Source organism: Sphingomonas jatrophae, assembly GCF_900113315.1.
In the GTDB taxonomy this organism is placed as follows: domain Bacteria; phylum Pseudomonadota; class Alphaproteobacteria; order Sphingomonadales; family Sphingomonadaceae; genus Sphingomonas_P; species Sphingomonas_P jatrophae.
On the sequence record NZ_FOZG01000001.1, the window covers coordinates 1,007,769 to 1,026,771 of the forward strand.

At 69.7% G+C, this 19,003-nt stretch carries 15 protein-coding genes; 7 read left to right on the forward strand and 8 right to left on the reverse strand.

Features of this window, described 5'->3' with window-relative positions; genetic code table 11:
* Positions 1–17 precede the first annotated feature (17 nt).
* The 7 genes from BM360_RS04715 to BM360_RS04745 all read right to left on the reverse strand — a co-directional run bounded on the left by BM360_RS04715 (position 18) and on the right by BM360_RS04745 (position 8,496).
* Entirely contained in the window at positions 18–1,157 is a 1,140-nt protein-coding gene (locus BM360_RS04715; protein WP_131819180.1) for a S41 family peptidase, read from the reverse strand.
* Positions 1,154–2,059: a hypothetical protein gene (locus BM360_RS04720; RefSeq protein WP_131819181.1), complete on the reverse strand. Its 906-nt coding sequence runs from the start codon at positions 2,057–2,059 to the stop codon at positions 1,154–1,156. The genes BM360_RS04715 and BM360_RS04720 overlap by 4 nt, the downstream gene beginning before the upstream one ends.
* Before the next feature lie 41 nt (positions 2,060–2,100).
* The gene (locus tag BM360_RS04725; RefSeq protein WP_093311503.1) at positions 2,101–3,072 is read right to left on the reverse strand and encodes a DUF2891 domain-containing protein; all 972 of its coding nucleotides are present in this window, start codon (positions 3,070–3,072) and stop codon (positions 2,101–2,103) included.
* Positions 3,069–4,007: a DUF979 domain-containing protein gene (locus BM360_RS04730; protein ID WP_093313760.1), complete on the reverse strand. Its 939-nt coding sequence runs from the start codon at positions 4,005–4,007 to the stop codon at positions 3,069–3,071. Before BM360_RS04730 ends, BM360_RS04725 begins: the two co-directional genes overlap by 4 nt.
* Positions 4,004–4,639 (reverse strand): DUF969 domain-containing protein, encoded by a 636-nt coding sequence (locus BM360_RS04735; RefSeq protein WP_093313762.1) that lies wholly within the window; start codon positions 4,637–4,639, stop codon positions 4,004–4,006. Before BM360_RS04735 ends, BM360_RS04730 begins: the two co-directional genes overlap by 4 nt.
* Before the next feature lie 24 nt (positions 4,640–4,663).
* Positions 4,664–8,191 carry a hydantoinase B/oxoprolinase family protein gene (locus BM360_RS04740; protein WP_093311507.1) on the reverse strand — a complete coding sequence of 1,176 codons (3,528 nt, stop codon included), beginning with the start codon at positions 8,189–8,191 and terminating at the stop codon, positions 4,664–4,666.
* A gap of 62 nt (positions 8,192–8,253) precedes the next feature.
* Positions 8,254–8,496: a hypothetical protein gene (locus BM360_RS04745; RefSeq protein WP_093311510.1), complete on the reverse strand. Its 243-nt coding sequence runs from the start codon at positions 8,494–8,496 to the stop codon at positions 8,254–8,256.
* 279 nt (positions 8,497–8,775) lie between these two features.
* On the opposite strand from BM360_RS04745, the gene BM360_RS04750 reads away from it, so the two are divergent.
* From BM360_RS04750 to BM360_RS04765, 4 genes are all read left to right on the forward strand, one after another.
* Positions 8,776–11,067, forward strand: a complete 2,292-nt coding sequence (locus tag BM360_RS04750) for an ATP-dependent helicase (protein WP_278247392.1) — start codon at positions 8,776–8,778, stop codon at positions 11,065–11,067.
* Positions 11,068–11,170: 103 nt separating this feature from the next.
* Entirely contained in the window at positions 11,171–11,977 is an 807-nt protein-coding gene (locus BM360_RS04755) for a S8 family peptidase (protein WP_093311514.1), read from the forward strand.
* Positions 11,974–12,366 (forward strand): cupin domain-containing protein, encoded by a 393-nt coding sequence (locus BM360_RS04760; protein WP_093311518.1) that lies wholly within the window; start codon positions 11,974–11,976, stop codon positions 12,364–12,366. Before BM360_RS04755 ends, BM360_RS04760 begins: the two co-directional genes overlap by 4 nt.
* A gap of 45 nt (positions 12,367–12,411) precedes the next feature.
* On the forward strand, positions 12,412–13,806 hold the full coding sequence (locus tag BM360_RS04765; RefSeq protein ID WP_093311522.1) for an MFS transporter: 1,395 nt from the start codon (positions 12,412–12,414) through the stop codon (positions 13,804–13,806).
* A gap of 82 nt (positions 13,807–13,888) precedes the next feature.
* On the opposite strand, the gene BM360_RS04770 is transcribed toward BM360_RS04765, so the two are convergent.
* Positions 13,889–15,646 carry a DUF885 domain-containing protein gene (locus BM360_RS04770; protein WP_093311527.1) on the reverse strand — a complete coding sequence of 586 codons (1,758 nt, stop codon included), beginning with the start codon at positions 15,644–15,646 and terminating at the stop codon, positions 13,889–13,891.
* A 91-nt stretch (positions 15,647–15,737) separates the two neighbouring features.
* Between BM360_RS04770 and BM360_RS04775 the strand changes: the two genes are divergently transcribed.
* From BM360_RS04775 to cysK, 3 genes are all read left to right on the forward strand, one after another.
* Positions 15,738–16,565: an alpha/beta fold hydrolase gene (locus BM360_RS04775; protein ID WP_093313764.1), complete on the forward strand. Its 828-nt coding sequence runs from the start codon at positions 15,738–15,740 to the stop codon at positions 16,563–16,565.
* 198 nt (positions 16,566–16,763) lie between these two features.
* Entirely contained in the window at positions 16,764–18,041 is a 1,278-nt protein-coding gene (locus BM360_RS04780) for an MFS transporter (RefSeq protein WP_093313766.1), read from the forward strand.
* Positions 18,038–18,955 (forward strand): cysteine synthase A, encoded by a 918-nt coding sequence (gene cysK, locus BM360_RS04785; protein ID WP_093311533.1) that lies wholly within the window; start codon positions 18,038–18,040, stop codon positions 18,953–18,955. Before BM360_RS04780 ends, cysK begins: the two co-directional genes overlap by 4 nt.
* The last annotated feature ends 48 nt before the right edge of the window (positions 18,956–19,003 follow it).

The following is a 19,003-nucleotide window of genomic DNA, read 5'->3' on the forward strand; positions in this document are numbered from 1 at the left end:
CGAGCAGGGTTAAGTTTCTATGATCGCCTCAGGCTGGCGAGTGCAGCCGCCAGTACGGGATCATTGCCGGCGCGCAGCTGTGCGATGGTGGGCCGGACAATCTGCGCAGGCGTGAAGCCGCGGCCCTCCAGCCGCGTGCCGCCCGCGGTGCGGATGTCGAACACCGCGACCGACAATTGGCCGCCGCCCGGCAGATCGTAGAGCGTGGCCCCGGTCACAGCTCCGGAGGTCCGCTCCCCCAGCGTTGCGCCGCGGCCACTCTCGGCGACCAGGGCGGCGAGCAGTTCCGCACCGCTGGCGCTCCGCGGCCCGACCAGCACGGCGAGCGGGCCCGTCCAGCTGCGAGAGCCATAGCCGAGGATCGGCACGTCGGTCGCCTTGCCGCGCCCCTGCCGGACGAGCAGGGTGCGCTTCTCCGCGAAGAAGGCGCCCGCCACTCGTGCGATCGCGATGGCCTCCCCCCCATAATTCTCGCGGAGATCGAGCACCACGGCGCGGGGCTGCGCCTGCTCGATCTCATCGCGGATCCAGCGATCCGCCCCGCGCTCGAACGTGTCCAGCGTCAGGTGGATGACGCCATCCGCCAGCAGCGCGGATCGGCGTGGCGCCGGATCGGGCAGCCGCTCCGCAGTGAGCGTCAGGCTGCGAGGGCGGCCGCCATCGTCGAGGAAGCCGAGCGTGGCGCGCTGGCCGATGCGCGCATGCCAATGCTGATCGACCGGGCGCCCGTCGACCGACACCAGCCGCCAGCCGATCTGCACGCCGGCCCGCGCTGCCGGGCCGCCCGGATCAACCGCGAACACCGTCCAGCCGCCCGGCGCGGCATCGCTGGAAAAGCCGAACGCGCCATCCTCCGCTGCCTCGTCGCGATCGGGCGCCTGAAAGCGGACTTCGGTCGGGTCCCTCGCAAAGACATGGCTGTCCCCCACCTCGCGCAGCAATCCATCCAGCGCGCGATAGAGTGCCGCATCGTCTCGCGCGGCAAGCGCCTGCGGCCGCCAGCGGATGCGCGCCGCCTCCCAGCGCTCCCCCAACCGATCGACGTTCCAATAGCGGCGCTCCACCGTCTCCCACACGCGGTCGAACGTCGCGGCCGGGTCGATCGGTGCGGCGCCGATCAGCAGCAGCGCGGCAAGCGCCGCAGCCCCGGCCTTCACGAGCCGAACCGGCAATCGAGCGTGATGACGCTCTGCGCGCGGTGGAAGGCGATCTCGCGGCAGCGATCGAGCTGCTGGCGGCCGAGCGAAACGGATGGCCAGTCACGCTGCGGCGGCGGCGCCCGTCCGCGCACCTCGATCCCCTCGCCATCGCCCTCCCCCGGCAACGGCAGCGTCCGCCCGCCGGAAAAGTCGGCAAAGCGCACCGCCACCCGCTCCAGCGGGAAGCCGGCGACCAGCGGCGGCCGCGCAAACACCATCGTCCGCGCCTGCCGCGAGACACCAAAGGCGGGCGTCACGCGGAACACCGGCCCGACGAACCGTCCGCCCTGCGCCTTGGCCAGCACCGCACCCGCCGACGCGGTGGCGATCGGCGTTTCGCCATCGAGCGCGAGGCGCACGCGCAGGGTCTCGCGACCGAGCGGCTGGGCGAGCGTCAGCCCTGTCTCGGCACTGATCGTGGCTGGGTAGCTGGCGGAGCGGCCCTCGGGCTCGCTCTGTCGCACCAGACGGACGGGATCGTACGGCAAGGAGGCGGGCGAGATCGCTCCATCCACTCCGGCGCAGCAATCGCGTCCATGTTCCGCGACAACGCTCTCGATCGCCACGCCGCCGATCAGCACAGGCGCCCGCGCCTGACGCCCTTGCAGCACGACGCGGCCGACCGCGACGTCGAACCCATCCTCCCACTTCACAGCCAACCGTGCGGCGGCGGCGGGGTTCAGCTCGATCACGTCCTTCTGCTGAAAATCGACCCGGAGGCGTAGCGGCACACCGGCGATCTCCGCCTCCACGACAGGATCGGCCAGATCGAGCGTGAGCGGCACGGGCGGCGGCGGCTTGGTAGCGTCGGGCGTGGTGGCGCAGCCGGCGAGCGCGAGGGCAAGGCAGGGCAGCGACATCCGCATCGCCCCACCAACGCGCCGCCGCGCGTCCGGACCCATCAAGCGGTCAGCGCCAACAAAGCGAAGCTCGCGAGCCAGTGCGCGCCCATATAATCATCGTCGAGATGCGGCAGGCTGGCGGCAAGATGTGCCTCCGCCGCATCGAGCGCGCGCGCCGCGGCGGGCGGTGCGAGCAGGGGCGCGAGACTCCGCCAGCACCATGCGCGAGTCAGGTTGAAGCCATCGAGATGGGCGATCTTCGGATCGGCGCGATCGGACACGTGCGCCTGCACGAACAAGGGCGCTGGCCGTCCCTCCGCAAGCCCCGGCAGGAACCGTGCGAGCCATTCGCCACGTGCATCGGGCGCGAGCGCACGCGCGACGAGCAGCGCCTCCACCAGCGCGGCGGACAGGAATTCGTCGCCACCCGGCTCCCAGCCCGGGCAGTCGCGATCCTCGCCATACCAGTCGCCCGCCCGCGTGCGGATCAGCGCGGCGAGTGCGGGATCGTGCGCATCGGCCCAGTCCAGCGCGAGCAGGCAGGCGAAGGCGGTGTTGCCGTGCGTGCCCGCGCGAATGGGATAGGTCAGCTTTGGCAGGTGTGCGGCGAAGCGGGCGGCGAAGGCACGCGCCAGGGGCTCGAGCGCCGCGCCATGCTCGCCAAGCGCCGCCTCGCCGTGCAGCGCCAGCGTCCAGGCCCAGCCATAAGGCCGCTCGAAGCTTTCGGTGTTCGGGCGATCCAGATAGGCGCGCTCTGCCTCGACCTTCTCTGCCGTATAGCTGTCGGCTGCCAGACGGCGGACATCGGCGGCGAAGGGCAGATCGGGGTGCAGCCGCGCCAGCCGGAGCAGCGTCCAATGAGTATGGACGCAGCTGTGCCAGTCATAACTGCCGAAGAAGATCGGGTGCAGCGCGCGCGGCGTCGCCGCATCCGCGTCGCTCCCCAGCACATGATCCAGCTTGTGCGGATATTCGCGGGTGACGTGGGACAGCGCGATGCGCGCCAGCCGCTCGGCAAGGGCAGGTGTCATGGAAAGGCGAACCACCAGATCAGGAGGATGTTGCAGAACAGCAGCGGCAAGGCGGTGGGCAGCTGCATGCGGATCACGGCGTTGCGATCGCGCAACTCCAGCAGCGCGGCAGGCACGAGATTGAAGTTGGCCGCCATGGGCGTCATCAGCGTCCCGCAGAAGCCCGCCAGCATGCCGATCGCGGCGACGACGGCGGGGTCCGCGCCCATGCCGCGGATCAGCACGGGCAGCCCCACCGCGGCGGTCATCACCGGAAATGCGGCGAACGCGTTGCCGAGCAGCATGGTGAAGCCCGCCATGCCGAGCCCGTAGACCGCGACGGCAGCCAGACGGCTCCCCTCCGGTATGGCGCCTGCCGCGAACCGGCCGACGATCTCACCAATGCCCGCCAGCGCGAACACGGCGCCCAGCGCCGCCAGCATCTGCGGCAGCACCGCCGCCCAGCCGACGCCTTCCAGCAGCCGGCGCCCCTCGTCCACGGCCGCCGCAGCCGGCGGGCGCAGCCATGCGATCAGCACGCCCAGCGCCACGATGACGCCGAGTGCCAGCGAGACGAGCGTGACCTGCTTGGGATCGATCAGCCCGCTGTCCTTGAGCAGGAGCGTGCCGAGAACGGCGGCGGCGGGGACGATCAACGCAGGCAGGAACAGCCGATTGCGGTGCCGCTCGGCCGAGGCGGCACGTGCCTCGGGCGCGCTGGTTGGCACCGGGCCGCGGCCGATGCAGCCGGTGCCGGCAAGCGCCACCAGCGCCAGAGCGAGCAGGCCGTTGCCCGTGTCGCCGATCCGGTCGCCGGCCCAGAAGCTGACCGCCAGCAGCGCGAAGAAGGCGGCATTGCCCCACCGTTTGGGGTGCGCCGCATCGGCCAGCGTCCGCGCCGCCATCGCCAGGAACATCGCGCCGGCGAGCGCATAGGCGAAGCCGATCCCGATCACCGCGCGCGATCCCGCCACAGCAGCCGTCCACCGTGGATGAGCAGCGCCAGTATCGCGCTGGGGATCGCCCAGACGGAGAGCTGGAGCGGCTCCAGCACGATCCCCTGCGTCGCGAAGAAGCCCTTGATCAGCAGGATCGAGCCGATGGCGAGAAAGATGTCCTCGCCGAAGAACAGGCCGATATTGTCGGTCGCCGCCGCCATGGCGCGTGCTTCCTCGCGCCGGTCGGGATCGTCGCCTGCCGCCGCTTCAGCCATCGGGGCGACCAGCGGGCGGACCGTCTGCGGATGGCCGGCGATGGAGGTGAGGCCGAGCGCCGCGGTGATCTGGCGGAAAATCATATAAGCGAGCAGCAGCCGCCCGGTCGTCGCACCCCGCAGCGACAGGATCAGCGAGCGCGCGCGCTCCTGCAGGCCATAGCGCTCGAGCAGGCCGACGACAGGCAGCACGATGTAGATGAGCGTGACGAAGCGGCTGTCGTTGAACGCCTTGCCGAATGCAGCAAGGATCTCGGCCGGTGGGAGCCCTGCGCCCAGACCCGCCGCAACCGCCGCCGCCGCGACCACGAGCAGCGGGTTCAGCCGCAGCAGGAAGCCGCCGGCCATCACCGCGACGCCGAGGAGCGGCAGCAGGCTCAAGCCGCCGGGCCCATTGGATCAGGCCGCGCCATAGCCGCCGCCACCGGGCGTCTCGATCACGATCGTGTCGCCCGCGGCGACCGCCACCTTCGCCGTCGGCCCGAGCGACTCTTCCTGCCCGTCAGCGCGGATCACCCGATTGATGCCAGCCGCCGCCGCTTTACCGCCCGCCAGCCCGGCCGGCGGCACGATCCGCCGGTTGGACAGGATCGTCGCGGTCATCGGTTCGCGGAAGCGCAGTGCGCGGATGAGGCCGTCGCCGCCCGTCCAACGTCCCTGCCCGCCCGAGCCGCGGCGATAGGCGAAGCGCTCGACCAGCACGGGGAAGCGCATTTCGAGGATCTCGGGATCGGTCAGGCGGCTGTTGGTCATGTGGGTCTGCACGCCGGATGCGCCGGGAAAGCCCGGCCCTGCTCCTGCCCCGCCTGCGATCGTCTCGTAATATTGGCGGCGCTCATCCCCGAAGGTGAAGTTGTTCATCGTGCCCTGGCTAGGCGCGAGGCCTCCCAGTGCGGCGAACAGCGTGTCGGTGATCGCCTGGCTGGTCTCGACATTGCCCGCGACCACCGCGGCAGGGGAGCGAGGACGCAGCATCGAGCCTTCCGGCACGATCAGCGTCACCGGCCGCAGGCAGCCGTCGTTCATCGGAATGGCCGCATCGATCATGCTGCGCAGCACGTAGAGCGTGGCGGCACGCGCAATCGCATAAGGTGCGTTGAAATTGTCAGGCAGCTGCGCGCTGGTGCCGGTGAAATCGATGGTTAGGGAACGCTCCGCCCGGTTCACCGTCACAGAGACTTCGATCGCCGCGCCATTGTCCATCAGGTAGCGGAAGCGGCCATCGGCCAGCCCGCCGATCAGATCGCGCACGGCGGCCTCGGCATTGGCCTGGACGTGGCGCATATAGGCGTCCACGGTCGCGCGCCCCTGCTCGGCTGCTTGCGCGCGCAGCCCCGCGGCACCCCGCGCGCAGGCGGCGACCTGCGCCTTCAGGTCGGCGATGTTGCGATCGGGATCGCGCGCCGGCCAGCGCCCGCTTGCGAGCACTGCGCGCATCTCCGCCTCGCGGAATCTGCCCGCATCGACCAGCAACAGGTCGTCGATCAGCACGCCTTCCTCGTCCACCGTGCAGCTGTTGGCAGGCATGGAGCCCGGCGCGATGCCGCCGACATCCGCATGATGGCCGCGCGCCGCGACATACCAGGCGGGTGCCGCATCCGCATCGTCGGCGAAGACGGGCATGATGACGGTGATGTCAGGCAGGTGCGTGCCGCCATTATAGGGTGCGTTCAGCACGTAGGCGTCGCCCGGCTTCATGCCCCGACCATCCGCGCCGTCCCCCCGCGCCTCGATGACGGTTCGGATGCTCTCGCCCATCGAGCCGAGGTGGACCGGAATGTGCGGCGCATTCGCGATCAGCGCGCCGTCGCGGTCGAACAATGCGCAGGAGAAGTCCAGCCGTTCCTTGATGTTGACGCTCGATGCCGTGTTCTGGAGCGCGACCCCCATCTCCTCCGCCAGACCCATGAAGAGATTGTTGTAGAGCTCCAGCCGGACCGGATCCGCCTCGGTGCCGGCGACAGGCGGGTTGGCGGCGCGCGGCTCGGACCGCTGGAGGATCAGCGTGCCCTCTTCGGCGACGCGCGCGCTCCAGCCCGACTCCACCATCGTCGTGGCGGAGGGATCGACGATCAGCGCGGGGCCGACGATGCGCGCATTGGAGGCCAGCGCAGCGCGGTCGATCACGCGGCCCTCGGCACTGCCGGGCGTCGGCGCGGTATCGGGTGTGCCGAGCGGTGCCGCCCGGCCGGTCGCCTCCGCGATCGCGGTCTCGACGACGAGTGCGACATCCGGATCGGCAAAGCCGAACCTTGCGCGGTGCGCCGCTTCGAACGCAGCGGGCAGATCGCCGCTGGCGGGCAGTTCGATGGTGCTGTCTGCGCCCGCGGTACGCAGCGCGAGGCGGGTCTCGACCGTCACAGCCTCCAGCGCCAGGCCTTGCGCGATCAGCGCTTGGCGTGCTTCGCCGACAAGAGATCCAAGTGCCGCCTCGATCCCGGCTTCGCCCAGCGGCAGCGCCAACGTCCGCTCGCGCAGGACGACCCGATCGGCCAGCCCGATGCCGTAGGCGGAGAGCACGCCCGCCAGCGGGTGAACCAGCACCGTGCCGATGCCCAGCGCGTCGGCGACAAGGCAGGCATGCTGCCCGCCCGCCCCGCCGAAGCAGACGAGCGCATAATCCGCCACGTCGTGCCCGCGCGCGACCGAGATGCGCTTGATCGCGCGCGCCATGTTGTCGACCGCGATGGCGATGAAGCCTTCGGCCAGCGCCCGCGCATTGGTGCCGCCAATCTCCGCGGCCATGGCCTCCAGCTTGTCGGAAACCACGATCGGATCGATCGGTTCGTCGCCGCCCGGCCCGAAGACGCGGGGAAAGCGGCTCGGGTCGAGCTTGCCGAGATAAAGATTGCAGTCCGTCACCGTCAGCGGACCGCCGCGGCGGTAACAGGCCGGGCCCGGCACCGCGCCCGCACTTTCCGGCCCGACCTGAAGGCGTCCGCCGGCGAAGCGGCAGATCGATCCGCCGCCCGCTGCCACCGTCTCGATCGCCAGCATCGGCGCGCGGATGCGGCTGCCCGCCACGATCGTCTCCGCCGTCCGCTCGAACGTGCCGGCATAATGCGACACGTCGGTCGAGGTGCCGCCCATGTCGAACCCGATCAGCCGCTGGTGCCCCAGCGCTTCCGCGATACGCACCATGCCGACGATACCGCCGGCCGGGCCGGACAGGATGGCGTCCTTGCCGCGAAATGCATCCGCCGCCGTCAGCCCGCCCGAGGATTGCATGAAGAGGAGCGGCGCGTCCCGCCCTAAAGCCGCCTTCACCCGATCGACATAGCGGCGCAGCACGGGCGACAGATAGGCGTCCGCCACGGTCGTATCGCCGCGCCCGACCAGCCGGGCGAGCGGCGCCACCTCGTGGCTGACGGAGACCTGCTCGAATCCGAGCGTCCGTGCGATCTCGGCCACACGCGTCTCATGCGCGGTCCACCGCCAGCCGTGCAGCAGCACGATGGCACATGCGGTGCAGCCGGCCGCCCGTGCTTCGCGTAAGGCCGCCTCCGCCGCAATCCCGTCGAGCGGGCGCAGAACCTCGCCCTCCGCGCTCATGCGCTCGTCAATCTCGACGACATGCGCGTAGAGCGGCTCAGGCAGGCGGATGTGGCGTGCGAAGATGTCGGGCCGTGCCTGCGTGCCGATGGCGAGCGCATCGGCATGGCCGCGCGTGATCGCGAGGCAGGTGGCCGCGCCCTTGCGCTCCAGGAGTGCGTTGGTGGCGACGGTGGTGCCCATCCGCACCTCCGCCAGGATGCCGCCGCCATGCGCCGCCATCAGGCGCCTTATGCCCTCCGTCGCGGCATCTTCGTAGCGGCCGGGATCTTCGGACAGCAATTTGGCCGTCAGCAGGCGGCCATCCGGCGCGGCGGCGACGATATCGGTGAAAGTGCCGCCGCGATCGATCGCGAACCGCCAGCCGGATGCCATCGCTTACGCTTGCGGCAGGCGGCGCGCGCGATCAAGCCTCCTCGCACGCGCCGCCATTGGGTTCACTGCTCGAGCGTTTCATCCACCAGCGGCAGCTGCGTCAGAGCGCGCCGCCCGCGGCCGAGCGAAGATCGTACCGGGACGTGCATGATGTTGGCCCGGCTGCGCACAGCCTCCTGCGTGCGGCCCATCGCCTTGGCGATCGCAGGCAGCAGCTCGCCCGCCTCAACCCGGCTGCGCAGCTCCGCATCCGCCGCCTCATCCCATGGCTTGCCATGGGCCGTTCTCCCGATCCTCGTCAGCATAGCGTCCTCCATGTCTGGCCGTTGCTAAGCGGAGTAGGATTTTCGAGGTGAACCGATCGGCAACCGTCCTGTCAGCCGCCGTTTATCGACACAGCAACATCTTGAACGTCGGGCCTATGTACACCGCAACAATGTTGCGTGCGGATGAATGCAAGGCAAACGGCGCTGCCACGCTCGTTCATCTACAGGCGAAACAATCGTCTTTTTTGCGGTGGCGTGCGGAAGCCGCCGCGACATCCGGCGTTGCGGCTCACGCCTTCGTTCCCTAGCTGTTCGCGTGTGACGAACGCTCCCGCCCCGACGCCCGAACCGCCTTACCTCCGCGGACTCAACCCGCCCCAGCGCGAAGCGGTGTTGAGCGCGGAAGGGCCGGTGCTGGTGCTGGCCGGCGCGGGCACGGGCAAGACGGCGGCGCTGACCGCCCGCCTCGCGCACCTGGTGGCGACGCGGCGGGCCTGGCCGTCGGAAATCCTCGCGGTCACCTTCACCAACAAGGCCGCGCGCGAGATGAAGGAGCGGGTCGCCCGCATGCTCGGCGATGCGGGCGAAGGCATGCCGTGGCTTGGCACCTTCCACTCCATCGCCGCCAAGATGCTCCGCCGCCATGCCGAGCTGGTCGGGCTCGAATCGAACTTCACCATCCTCGACACGGACGACCAGCTGCGCCTGCTGAAGCAGCTGATCGTCGCCGCCGATCTGGACGAGAAACGCTGGACGGCGCGCAGCCTTGCCGGGCTGATCGATCGCTGGAAGAATCGCGGGCTCGTGCCGTCGGAGATCGATGCGGGCGAGAGCGAGGCGTTTGCCAACGGACGCGGGCAGGACCTTTATGCCGCCTATCAGGCGCGGCTCCGCGCCGTGAATGCGTGCGATTTCGGCGATCTGCTGCTGCACATGCTGACCATCCTGAAGAAGCATCGGGATGTGCTGGAGCTGTATCAGCAGCGTTTTCGCTACATCATGGTGGACGAGTATCAGGACACCAACTCGTCCCAATATCTCTGGCTGCGGCTGCTGGCCCAATCGCGCAAGAACATCTGCTGCGTCGGCGACGACGATCAATCCATCTATTCCTGGCGCGGGGCGGAGGTGGCAAACATCTTGCGCTTCGAGCGGGACTTCCCCGGCGCCAAGGTGATCCGGCTCGAGCAGAATTATCGCTCCACCCCGCACATCCTCGCCGCCGCCTCCGCGCTGATCGCCAACAATGGCGGCCGTCTCGGCAAGACGCTGTGGACCGACGCGGCGGACGGCGAAAAGGTGCGCGTCATCGGCGTGTGGGACGGGCCCGAGGAGGCGCGCCGGATCGGCGAGGAGATCGAGGCTGCGCAGCGCCGCGGCGGCAAGCTCGACGACATGGCGATCCTGGTGCGTGCGCAGTTCCAGACCCGCGAGCTGGAAGACCGCTTCATCGCGATCGGCCTGCCCTATCGCATCGTCGGCGGGTTCCGCTTCTACGAGCGTGCCGAGATCCGCGATGCGCTGGCCTATCTGCGCGTGATCGCGCAGCCGGCGGACGACCTCGCGTTCGAGCGGATCGTGAACGTGCCGAAGCGCGGGCTGGGCGACAAGGCGGTGGCCAAGCTGCACCAGCATGCCCGCGCCGAGGGCGTGCCGCTGACGCTCGCCGCCGCGCGCATCCTCGACACGGACGAGTTGACCGGGGCCGCGCGCAAGGCACTCGGCCGCCTGGTGGCGGATATCGCCAGCTGGCGCGACCGGCTCTCGCAGTTGCCCCATGCCGAGCTGGCCCGCCAGATGCTGGACGAGAGCGGCTATACCGCGATGCTGCAGGCGGATCGTTCGGCCGAGAGCGCCGGTCGGCTGGAGAACCTCGCCGAGCTTGCCCGCGCGATGGAGGAGTATGAGACGCTCCCCGCCTTCCTTGAACATGTCAGTCTCGTCATGGACAATGATGCGGACCGTGATGCCGCCAAGGTTACGGTGATGACGATCCATGCCGCAAAAGGGCTGGAGTTCGACACGGTATTCCTCGCCGGGTGGGAGGAAGGCGTCTTCCCCTCGCAGCGCGCGCTCGACGAAGGCGGTCTCGCCAGCCTGGAGGAGGAACGCCGCCTCGCTTACGTCGCGATCACGCGTGCGCGGCGGGAGGCAATTATCATGCACGCCGCCAATCGCCGCATCTACGGCCAGTGGACCTCCTCGCTGCCGTCGCGCTTCGTCGCCGAGTTGCCGGACGAGCATGTCGATGCCGAGACGACGATGACGGGCGGTGAATCGCTCTGGCGGGCGCAGTGGAGCGAGCATGACGATCCGTTCGCGCATGTCGCCCGCGCCCGGCCGGACCAAGCCGCGACGCGCGGGCCTGGGTGGCAGCGCGCTGCGGTCGCGGGGCTGGATACGCGGCCCGCGCGAGTACTGGAAGCGCGCGCCTCCGCCGCCAGCTACGCCGCCAAGCCACGCGGCGACCTCGCCATCGGCCAGCGCGTGTTCCACATCAAGTTCGGTTATGGCACCATTGCCGAGATCGAGGGCAACAAGCTGGAGATCGATTTCGAGCAGTCGGGGCGCAAGCGCGTGCTCGACAGCTTTGTAAGCCCGGCAAACTAGATCGATACGGAACCGACGAACCGGGGCTAAGTTGCGGCAACGTGAGGGAACAAAGTCGTAGCGGCGTGGAGTCGTCGGCGGTTATGCTGCGTCCGCGGCAGCGATGTCGCGTCACTCTCAGCTCGGTCGGGGGGCCGTTCGCTTGCGTCTGTATCCGCTTCTGGCGGCGCTTGCCGTCATTCCCGCTGGGGTCGCCGCGCGGCCTCTGGTCGCGGTCATTGACAGCGGTGTCGCGATGACTCCGGAACTGCGTCCGCTGCTGCGCGCAGAATACGATTTCGGCTCGCCGCTGGCACCCCGGCCCGCATTCCACCCGCGCTACGATCACGGCACGATGGTCGCAACGATCCTGGCGCGCGCGGCGCATGGCGGTGCGGACATCATTTCGCTGCGCGTCGACGACCCGGCCGGGTGTGCGCCCGATCTGACACCGCCTTGCCAGCCCGATGCAGCGCCGCTCGCCGCCGCGATCCGCAAGGCAAGTGCGCTCGGCGCGAACGTCATCAACATCTCGCTCACGCTGAAGAGCGACCCTGCGATCCGGGCAGCCGTCGCGGATGCGACCAAGGCGGGCGCCACCATCGTGCTGGCCGCTGGCAATGAGGGGCGTGATCGTCCGGGCAACCTTGCCGTGGCCCGCGCCGGCTATCCCAATACGGTGCTGGTCGGCGCGCTCGACGCGAGCGGACGCCCCTGGTCCGGCACCAATCGGCCGACGCACGCCGCGTCCGGCTATGCCTATGTCTGGCAACCTGGGGTGGACGTGGTCGGCGCGACGGCGGCGGGGCAGCCGGCTATGGGCACCGGCACCTCGTTTGCGGCGCCGATCGAGAGCGGCCGGCTGGTGACGGCGCTCGCCGCCAGCGAGAGTGCTGCAACGCGGCTGGCGACACGGAGCGCCGCCCGGTGAGCGATGCCGCCGCACTGATCGAGCGGCTCGCGCTGGCGCCGCACCCGGAGGGCGGCTGGTTCCGCGAGACGTGGCGGGAGCCAGCGCCAGGTGGCGGCCGCGGTCTCGCCACCGCGATCCTGTTCCTGCTGGAGGCTGGGCAGCGCTCGGCGCGTCACCGTGTGGACGCAAGCGAGCTGTGGCTGTGGCATGCGGGCGCGCCGCTGACGCTTGAGATAGAGGGTGTCGGCTCCGTCCGCCTCGGCCCCGACGTGCTGGCCGGAGAGACGCCGCAGGCGCGTGTGCCGGCCTTGGCATGGCAATCGGCGCAGGCGGATGCGGGCTGGACGCTCGTTTCCTGCGTGGTGGCGCCGGCCTTCGACTTTGCCGGCTTCGAACTGGCCGACTGATCCAGCGCTGTTCCGCCCGCCGCCCTGTTGCGGTAGCGGAGGAGGATGACCGACGGCCTCCCCATGCCCCGGCGGCTGCGCGCGATCGTCGCCATCTCGCTCGGTTCGGCGCTGACGATGATCGACGGGGCTATCGCCACCGTCGCGCTGCCGACCATCGCGGCGGATCTTGGGACCTCGCCCGCTGCGGCGGTGCTGGTGGTGACGGTCTATCAGCTGACGCTGGTGACGACCTTGCTGCCGCTATCGGCGCTTGGCGACCGGATCGGCCTCCGGCGGCTCTATCAGGGCGGGCAGCTGCTGTTCGCGGCGGCGACCCTGCTCTGCTTCTTCGCGCGCAGCCTGCCCTTCCTGCTGGTGGTGCGGGTGGCGCAGGCATTGGGGGCGGCGGCGGCGTTGAGCGTTTCCTCCGCGCTGGTGCGCAGCATCTATCCGGCGCGGATGCTCGGGCGCGGGCTGGGCATCAACACGGTGGTGATCGCGTCCGCGGGCGCGTTGGCGCCGACTTTGGGCGGGTTCGTCCTGTCGGTGGCGCCGTGGCCGTGGATCTTCGCCTCCACCCTGCCCTTTGCGCTCATGAGCCTCGCCATCGGCCGCGCGCTGCCCGATCCCGAGCCGCATGATGAGCCTTATGATCTGGCGGGCGCGTTGCTATCCGCCTGTACGTTCGGACTGACCGTCGCCGGGCTGGAGGCCCTCGTTCATGGCGACTCTCCGGTGGTGGCGACGGCGATCATCGTCGCGGGCCTCGTTGCGGGCGTGGTGTTCGTGCGGCGGGAGTTGGGCGATCCGCGGCCGATCCTGCCGGTCGATCTCCTGGCGCGGCCCGTCTTCGCGCTGTCCGTGGCGGGAGCGCTGACGGCGTTCCTGGCGTCGATGACGTTCCTTCTGTCGCTGCCGTTCCGGCTGAAGCATGGCTGGCAGTTCACGCCGGGGCAGACGGGTGCGGCGATGATGTTCTGGCCGGCGACGTCGATGGTGGTGGCGCCGCTGTCGGGCGCGCTGTCCGATCGCTATCCCGCGGGGCTGCTGGGGGCGATCGGCATGGTGATGGCGGTGGGGGGATTGCTGGCACTGGCCTTTCTGCCGGCGGAAGCGGGCGTGATCGACGTGGGCTGGCGCATGTCGCTGACCGGTGCCGGCTTCGGCATGTTCCTGTCGCCCAATGCCCGGCTGATCCTCGGCTCGACGCCGCGGGAGCGGACGGCGTCGGCGGGCGGGCTGATCTCGACCACGCGGCTGCTGGGGCAGACGCTGGGGGCGACGCTGGCGGCGGCGCTGCTGGCGACGGGCCTGGGGGCGAGTCGGACGCCGGCGCTGGTGGCGGCGGGGCTGGCGGCGCTGGCGGGCCTCGCCAGTGCGGCGCGGCTGCGGCCGGCGGTGCGGCTGCCGGCGATGGAGGAGGTGGCGGATGCGCAGCCGGAGGGCGCTGTCCGCTAAGGTGACAAAGGTGACACTCAGAGGCCCTTTTCCGACACGGGGCCTCTGAGCATCCAAGTCATTGATCTAGCGCCGGATAGGCTCAGAACACCGCGTCGGCGCGGACGCCCATCATCTGGCTGCGGACGAGCGGAACGGGCGGGCCGCCATAGCTGAGGAAGGCATCGTGGAACGCCTTCCAGCCGGCGCGGCCGCCATGCGTCTTCGTCCAGTCGTCCCGCAGGCGGCGGATCATCAGCTTGCCGAGGGTATAGTTGAGATAGGCCGGATCATAGGTGCCGCGCGCCGCCTGCTGCCGGGCGGTGCCCTCATCCTGATAGCATTCGTCCATGAACAGCTTGCGCGACTGATCCACCGTCATGCCCGCCGTGTGCAGGCCGATGGCGGAGAGATAGCGGCAGTTGCGCAGCAGCGCGTTGGAGAGCTGACCGATATGCACCTCCGGATCGCCGTTTCCGAGGCCGGCATCCCACATCATCTCCTCGGCATAATGGGCATAGCCCTCCGCATAGGCATAGCCGACGAAGACGCGGCCGAAGAGATCGGGCGAGCGGTTGGCGTGGAGGAACTGGAGGAAGTGGCCGGGCCACACTTCGTGCGCGGAGGTGAACAGCAGGTTCGCCTTGCCGGGAATGTAGCCTTCCTGCACCGCCTTGCTCCACGACGGATCGGGCGGCGCGATATAGTAAGTCGACGGCTGGCCGAGCTCGAACGGGCCGGGAATGTCAATATAGGCGAAGTTCTGCCGGTTATAGGACGGCGCCTCGGCCACCAGCGCCTGCTCGGGGCCGGGAATGGTGACGAGCTGCTTGTCCTCGATGAACTTGCGCAGGCCCGCAAGCTGCGCGCGCGCCGCCTCGACCACGCCGCCGTCCGGCTTCTGCGCCTCTTCCTTGGCGATGCAATCGACGATGCTGGCCCCGGGCGCGTAAGCGGCGCAGGCCTGCTTGAGCGCAGCCTGGTTGCGGCGGAGATCCTCGCGGCCGATCCGCTCCAGCTCCTTGACCGGCGTCGCCACCCGCTCCGTCGCATAAAGCATGCGCGATAAGCGTTCGCCGCCCAGCGCGAAATCCTGCGTCTGCGTCGCCTTCGCCTCGTCCATCCATGCGGACAGGCCCGCCATGGCATCGCCCGCGCGCTTGGTCGCGGCATCGAAGCGCGCCCACAGCGCCTTGTCCTTCACCGCGCTGAAGGCCGCGCGTCCATCATTGCCGCGGAAGAAGTCGGCGAGCCCCTGGAAGCCTGCCTTGCCAAGATAGACGAAGGTCTCCGGCATGGGCGTGCGCAGGTTCGCGCGGATCTGCGTCGCCGCCTTCGGCAGCGCCTCGGCATAAGCGATGAAGCCGCGCATGCGCGCCTCGGGCGTGCCCCAGGTGCGCGCGGTATAGAGATCGGGGAACAGGCCGTTGTTGAGGTAATAAGCCGGATTGGTGTGCGGCTGATCCGCCTCCTCCAGCCAGAACAGGTAATTGTCGAGCTGCGCGACGGTGTAGTCGCGGCCGAACGCATCCTTGGGCGACAGACCCTTCCAGTCGGCGGCGCGCTGGCGCAGCGCACGGAAGGTGGCGGCGGTCCGCTTCAGCCCCGCCTCGCTCCAATCGGGCAGGCGGCCGTCGAATTCGTGACGGCCCTGCGAGACCCCGAACGTCGGGCTTTCGCGGAAGGCCGCCTCGATCACCTCCTGCTGGAACCTGGCGAAGGGCGTCGCCGTGGTGGCGGCGGACGGGGCCGCGACAGGTGCCTGCGCCACAGCGGGCGCCGCGGCGGCGAGCAGAGCGGCAAGAAACGGCGTCAATCGGGCCACAAGCGGCCTCCCCCTTCTGGTTCGTTGATGGCGCATCGTCGCACCGGCGCGATCGTTCCGCCAGCGGAAACCTAAGTGCCGTCCGACGTTCAGGCGCCGGGCGCCACGGCGCGCGATGGAGATCCCGATGCCCTACGTCAAAGCCAAGGATTCGACCGACCTCTACGTCAAGGACTGGGGCAGCGGCCGCCCCGTCGTGCTGATGCACGGCTGGCCGCTGAACGCCGACAGCTGGGACGATACGGCCTTCGCGCTGGCCAAGGCCGGGCACCGGGTGATCGCCTATGACCGGCGCGGTTTCGGCCGATCCGGCCAGCCTTGGAGCGGCTATGATTACGACACGTTCGCCGACGATCTGGCGACCGTGCTGGAGGTGACCGGCGCGCAGGATGCGACTTTGGTCGGCTTCTCCATGGGTGGCGGCGAAGTCGCGCGCTACATGTCGCGCCATGGCGGCAAGGGCGTGCATTCCGCCGCGCTGATCGCGTCGGTTGCCGGTTATCTGCTGAAGACGGACGACAATCCGGACGGCGTCGATGCCTCCGTGTTCGAGGACATGAAGGCGAACATCCTGAAGGACCGGCCGCACTTCTTCGCCAATTTCTTCCAGAGCTTCTACGGCGTCGGCTGGATCAGCTCACCCGTCAGCCAGGAAGCGCTCGACTGGTCGCTGATGATGACGATGCAGGCCGGGCTGAAGGGCACGCTGGATTGCGTCGACGCGTTCGGCAAGACCGACTTCCGCCCCGATCTGTCCGCGCTGACGGTGCCGACGCTCGTCATCCACGGCACGTCGGACAATACGGTGCCGATCGACGCCTCCGCCCGGACGGTGGCGAAGCTGGTGCCGCAGGCCGAACTGATCGAATATTCCGGATCGCCGCACGGCCTGCTGCTGACGGATCGGGACCGCGTGATCGAGGATCTGCTGCGCTTCCTGGGCACCGCGGCTTAAGCAGCGAGGGTCGACCCGATCCGTTCGTGCTGAGCTTGTCGAAGCGCTGTCCTTCTCAAGCGCGGAAAAGGACGGCCCTCCGACAGGCTCAGGGCGAGCGGACGTTGAGTTCGGCATGGATCGTCCGCCATCTCTCTTTTCTACCGCAACAGTTTCGCTGCGCTTGCGGCGGCTGCTTGGCCGCTCGTAAGGATGGACATGGCCGAACCCCGCCACCCCTTCACCTATGGCGATTACCGGGCCTTCTGGATCGCGCGGCTGGCGACCACCATCGCGCAGAACGGTATGGTCGTCGTCATCGGCTGGCAGGTCTATGACATCGCCCGCAGCGGCGGGATGACGCCGCGCGAGGCGGCGCTCCAGCTCGGGCTGATCGGCATCGCGCAGTTCCTGCCGCTGTTCCTGCTGACGCTGATCGTCGGCTGGACGGCGGACCGGGTGGACCGGCGCTGGATCGCGCGCGGCGCGGTGACGCTGGAGGCGGGGTGCGCGGCGACGCTGGCGGTGCTCGCCGCGACGGACAGTACCACCCTGCCCTGGCTGTTCTTCATCGCCGCCTTGCTGGGCGTGGCGCGGGCGTTCGCCGGGCCGGCGCTGTCCGCGCTGGCGCCCAACCTCGTACCGCGCGAGGTGCTGCCGACCGCGATCGCGCTGAGTTCGATCGCGTGGCAGACAGGCGCGATCATCGGGCCGGCGGCGGGCGGCTATCTCTACGCGCACAGCCACTGGCTGCCTTATACGGTGAGCGGCGGGCTGTTCGCCACGGCGTGCCTGTGCCTGTTCCTGATCCGGCCGGTGGCGAGGGTCGCGATCGATCGCAGCGTCAATCCGTGGCGGCAGATGATCGACGGCCTCGCCTATGTCCGCCAGAACCGGCTGGTGCTGGGGGCGATCTCGCTCGACCTGTTTGCGGTGCTGCTGGGCGGGGCGACGGCGATGCTGCCGATCTTCGCGCGCGACGTGCTGCATGTCGGCGCGGAGGGGCTGGGCCATCTGCGCGCGGCGCCGGCGGCGGGCGCGGCGGCGGTGGCGCTGCTGTTCGCATTCCGCCCGCTCAAGCATGACGTGGGGTTGAAGATGCTGGCCGCGGTCGTCGTGTTCGGCGCCTGTACCGTCGGCTTCGGCCTGTCCCGCTCGATACCCCTGTCGCTCGCCTGCCTGGCGGTGCTGGGTGCGGCGGACATGCTGTCGGTTTATGTCCGTTCGTCCCTGATCCAGCTCTACACGCCCGATGCCATGCGCGGGCGGGTGGCGGCAGTGTCGACATTGTTCGTCTCCGCCTCCAACGAGCTGGGCGAGGCGGAGAGCGGTTTCCTTGCCGCGGCGATCGGGCCGGTGGCGGCGGTGGTCGGCGGCGGGATCGGCGCAATCCTCGTCACGCTGGCCTGGGCCCGCTGGTTCCCCGAGCTGAAGCGCGCACGCACATTCGATCCGCCCGCCGGCATCGACGGGCCTGTTCAGGAGAAGGCAGCATGAAGGCGGAATCCATCCTCCAGACGATCGGCGGCACGCCGCACATCCGCGTCTCCCGGCTGTTTCCGGAGGCCGAGGTGTGGATCAAGTCGGAGCGGTCCAACCCCGGCGGGTCGATCAAGGATCGCATCGCGCTCGCCATGATCGAGGATGCGGAAGCAACGGGCGCGCTGCAGCCGGGCGGCACCATCGTCGAGCCGACCAGCGGCAATACCGGCATCGGCCTCGCCATGGTGGCGGCGGTGAAGGGCTACAAGCTCGTGCTCGTCATGCCCGAGAGCATGTCGATCGAGCGGCGGCGGCTGATGCTGGCCTATGGCGCGACGTTCGACCTGACCCCGCGCGAGCGTGGCATGAAGGGCGCGATCGAACGGGCGCTGGAGATCGTGGCGGAGACGCCGGGCGCGTGGATGCCGCAGCAGTTCGAGAATCCCGCGAACATCGACGTCCATGTCCGCACCACCGCGCGCGAGATCATCGCCGATTTCGACGGATCGCCGCCCGACCTGCTCGTCACCGGGGTCGGCACGGGTGGGCACATCACCGGCTGCGCGCAGGTGCTGAAGGCGCAGTGGCCGCAGCTGAAGGTGTTCGCGGTCGAGCCGACCCTGTCGCCCGTCATCTCGGGCGGCCAGCCGGGGCCGCACCCGATCCAGGGCATCGGCGCGGGCTTCGTGCCGGAAAACCTGCACACCGCTTTGCTGGACGGCGTGGTGAAGGTGGATCCGGCGGACGCCAAGGAGATGGCCCGCCGCGCCGCGCGTGAGGAGGGGATGCTGGTCGGCATCTCGTCGGGCGCGACCCTGGCTGCCATCGCCGACCGCCTGCGCGAGTTTCCGGGAAGCCGCGTCCTCGGCTTCAACTACGATACCGGCGAGCGTTACCTGTCGGTGCCGGACTTCCTGCCGGAAGCATGACCGCTGCCGCATGCCCCGGCCACGACCGAGGCGTGCGGATCATCCGGC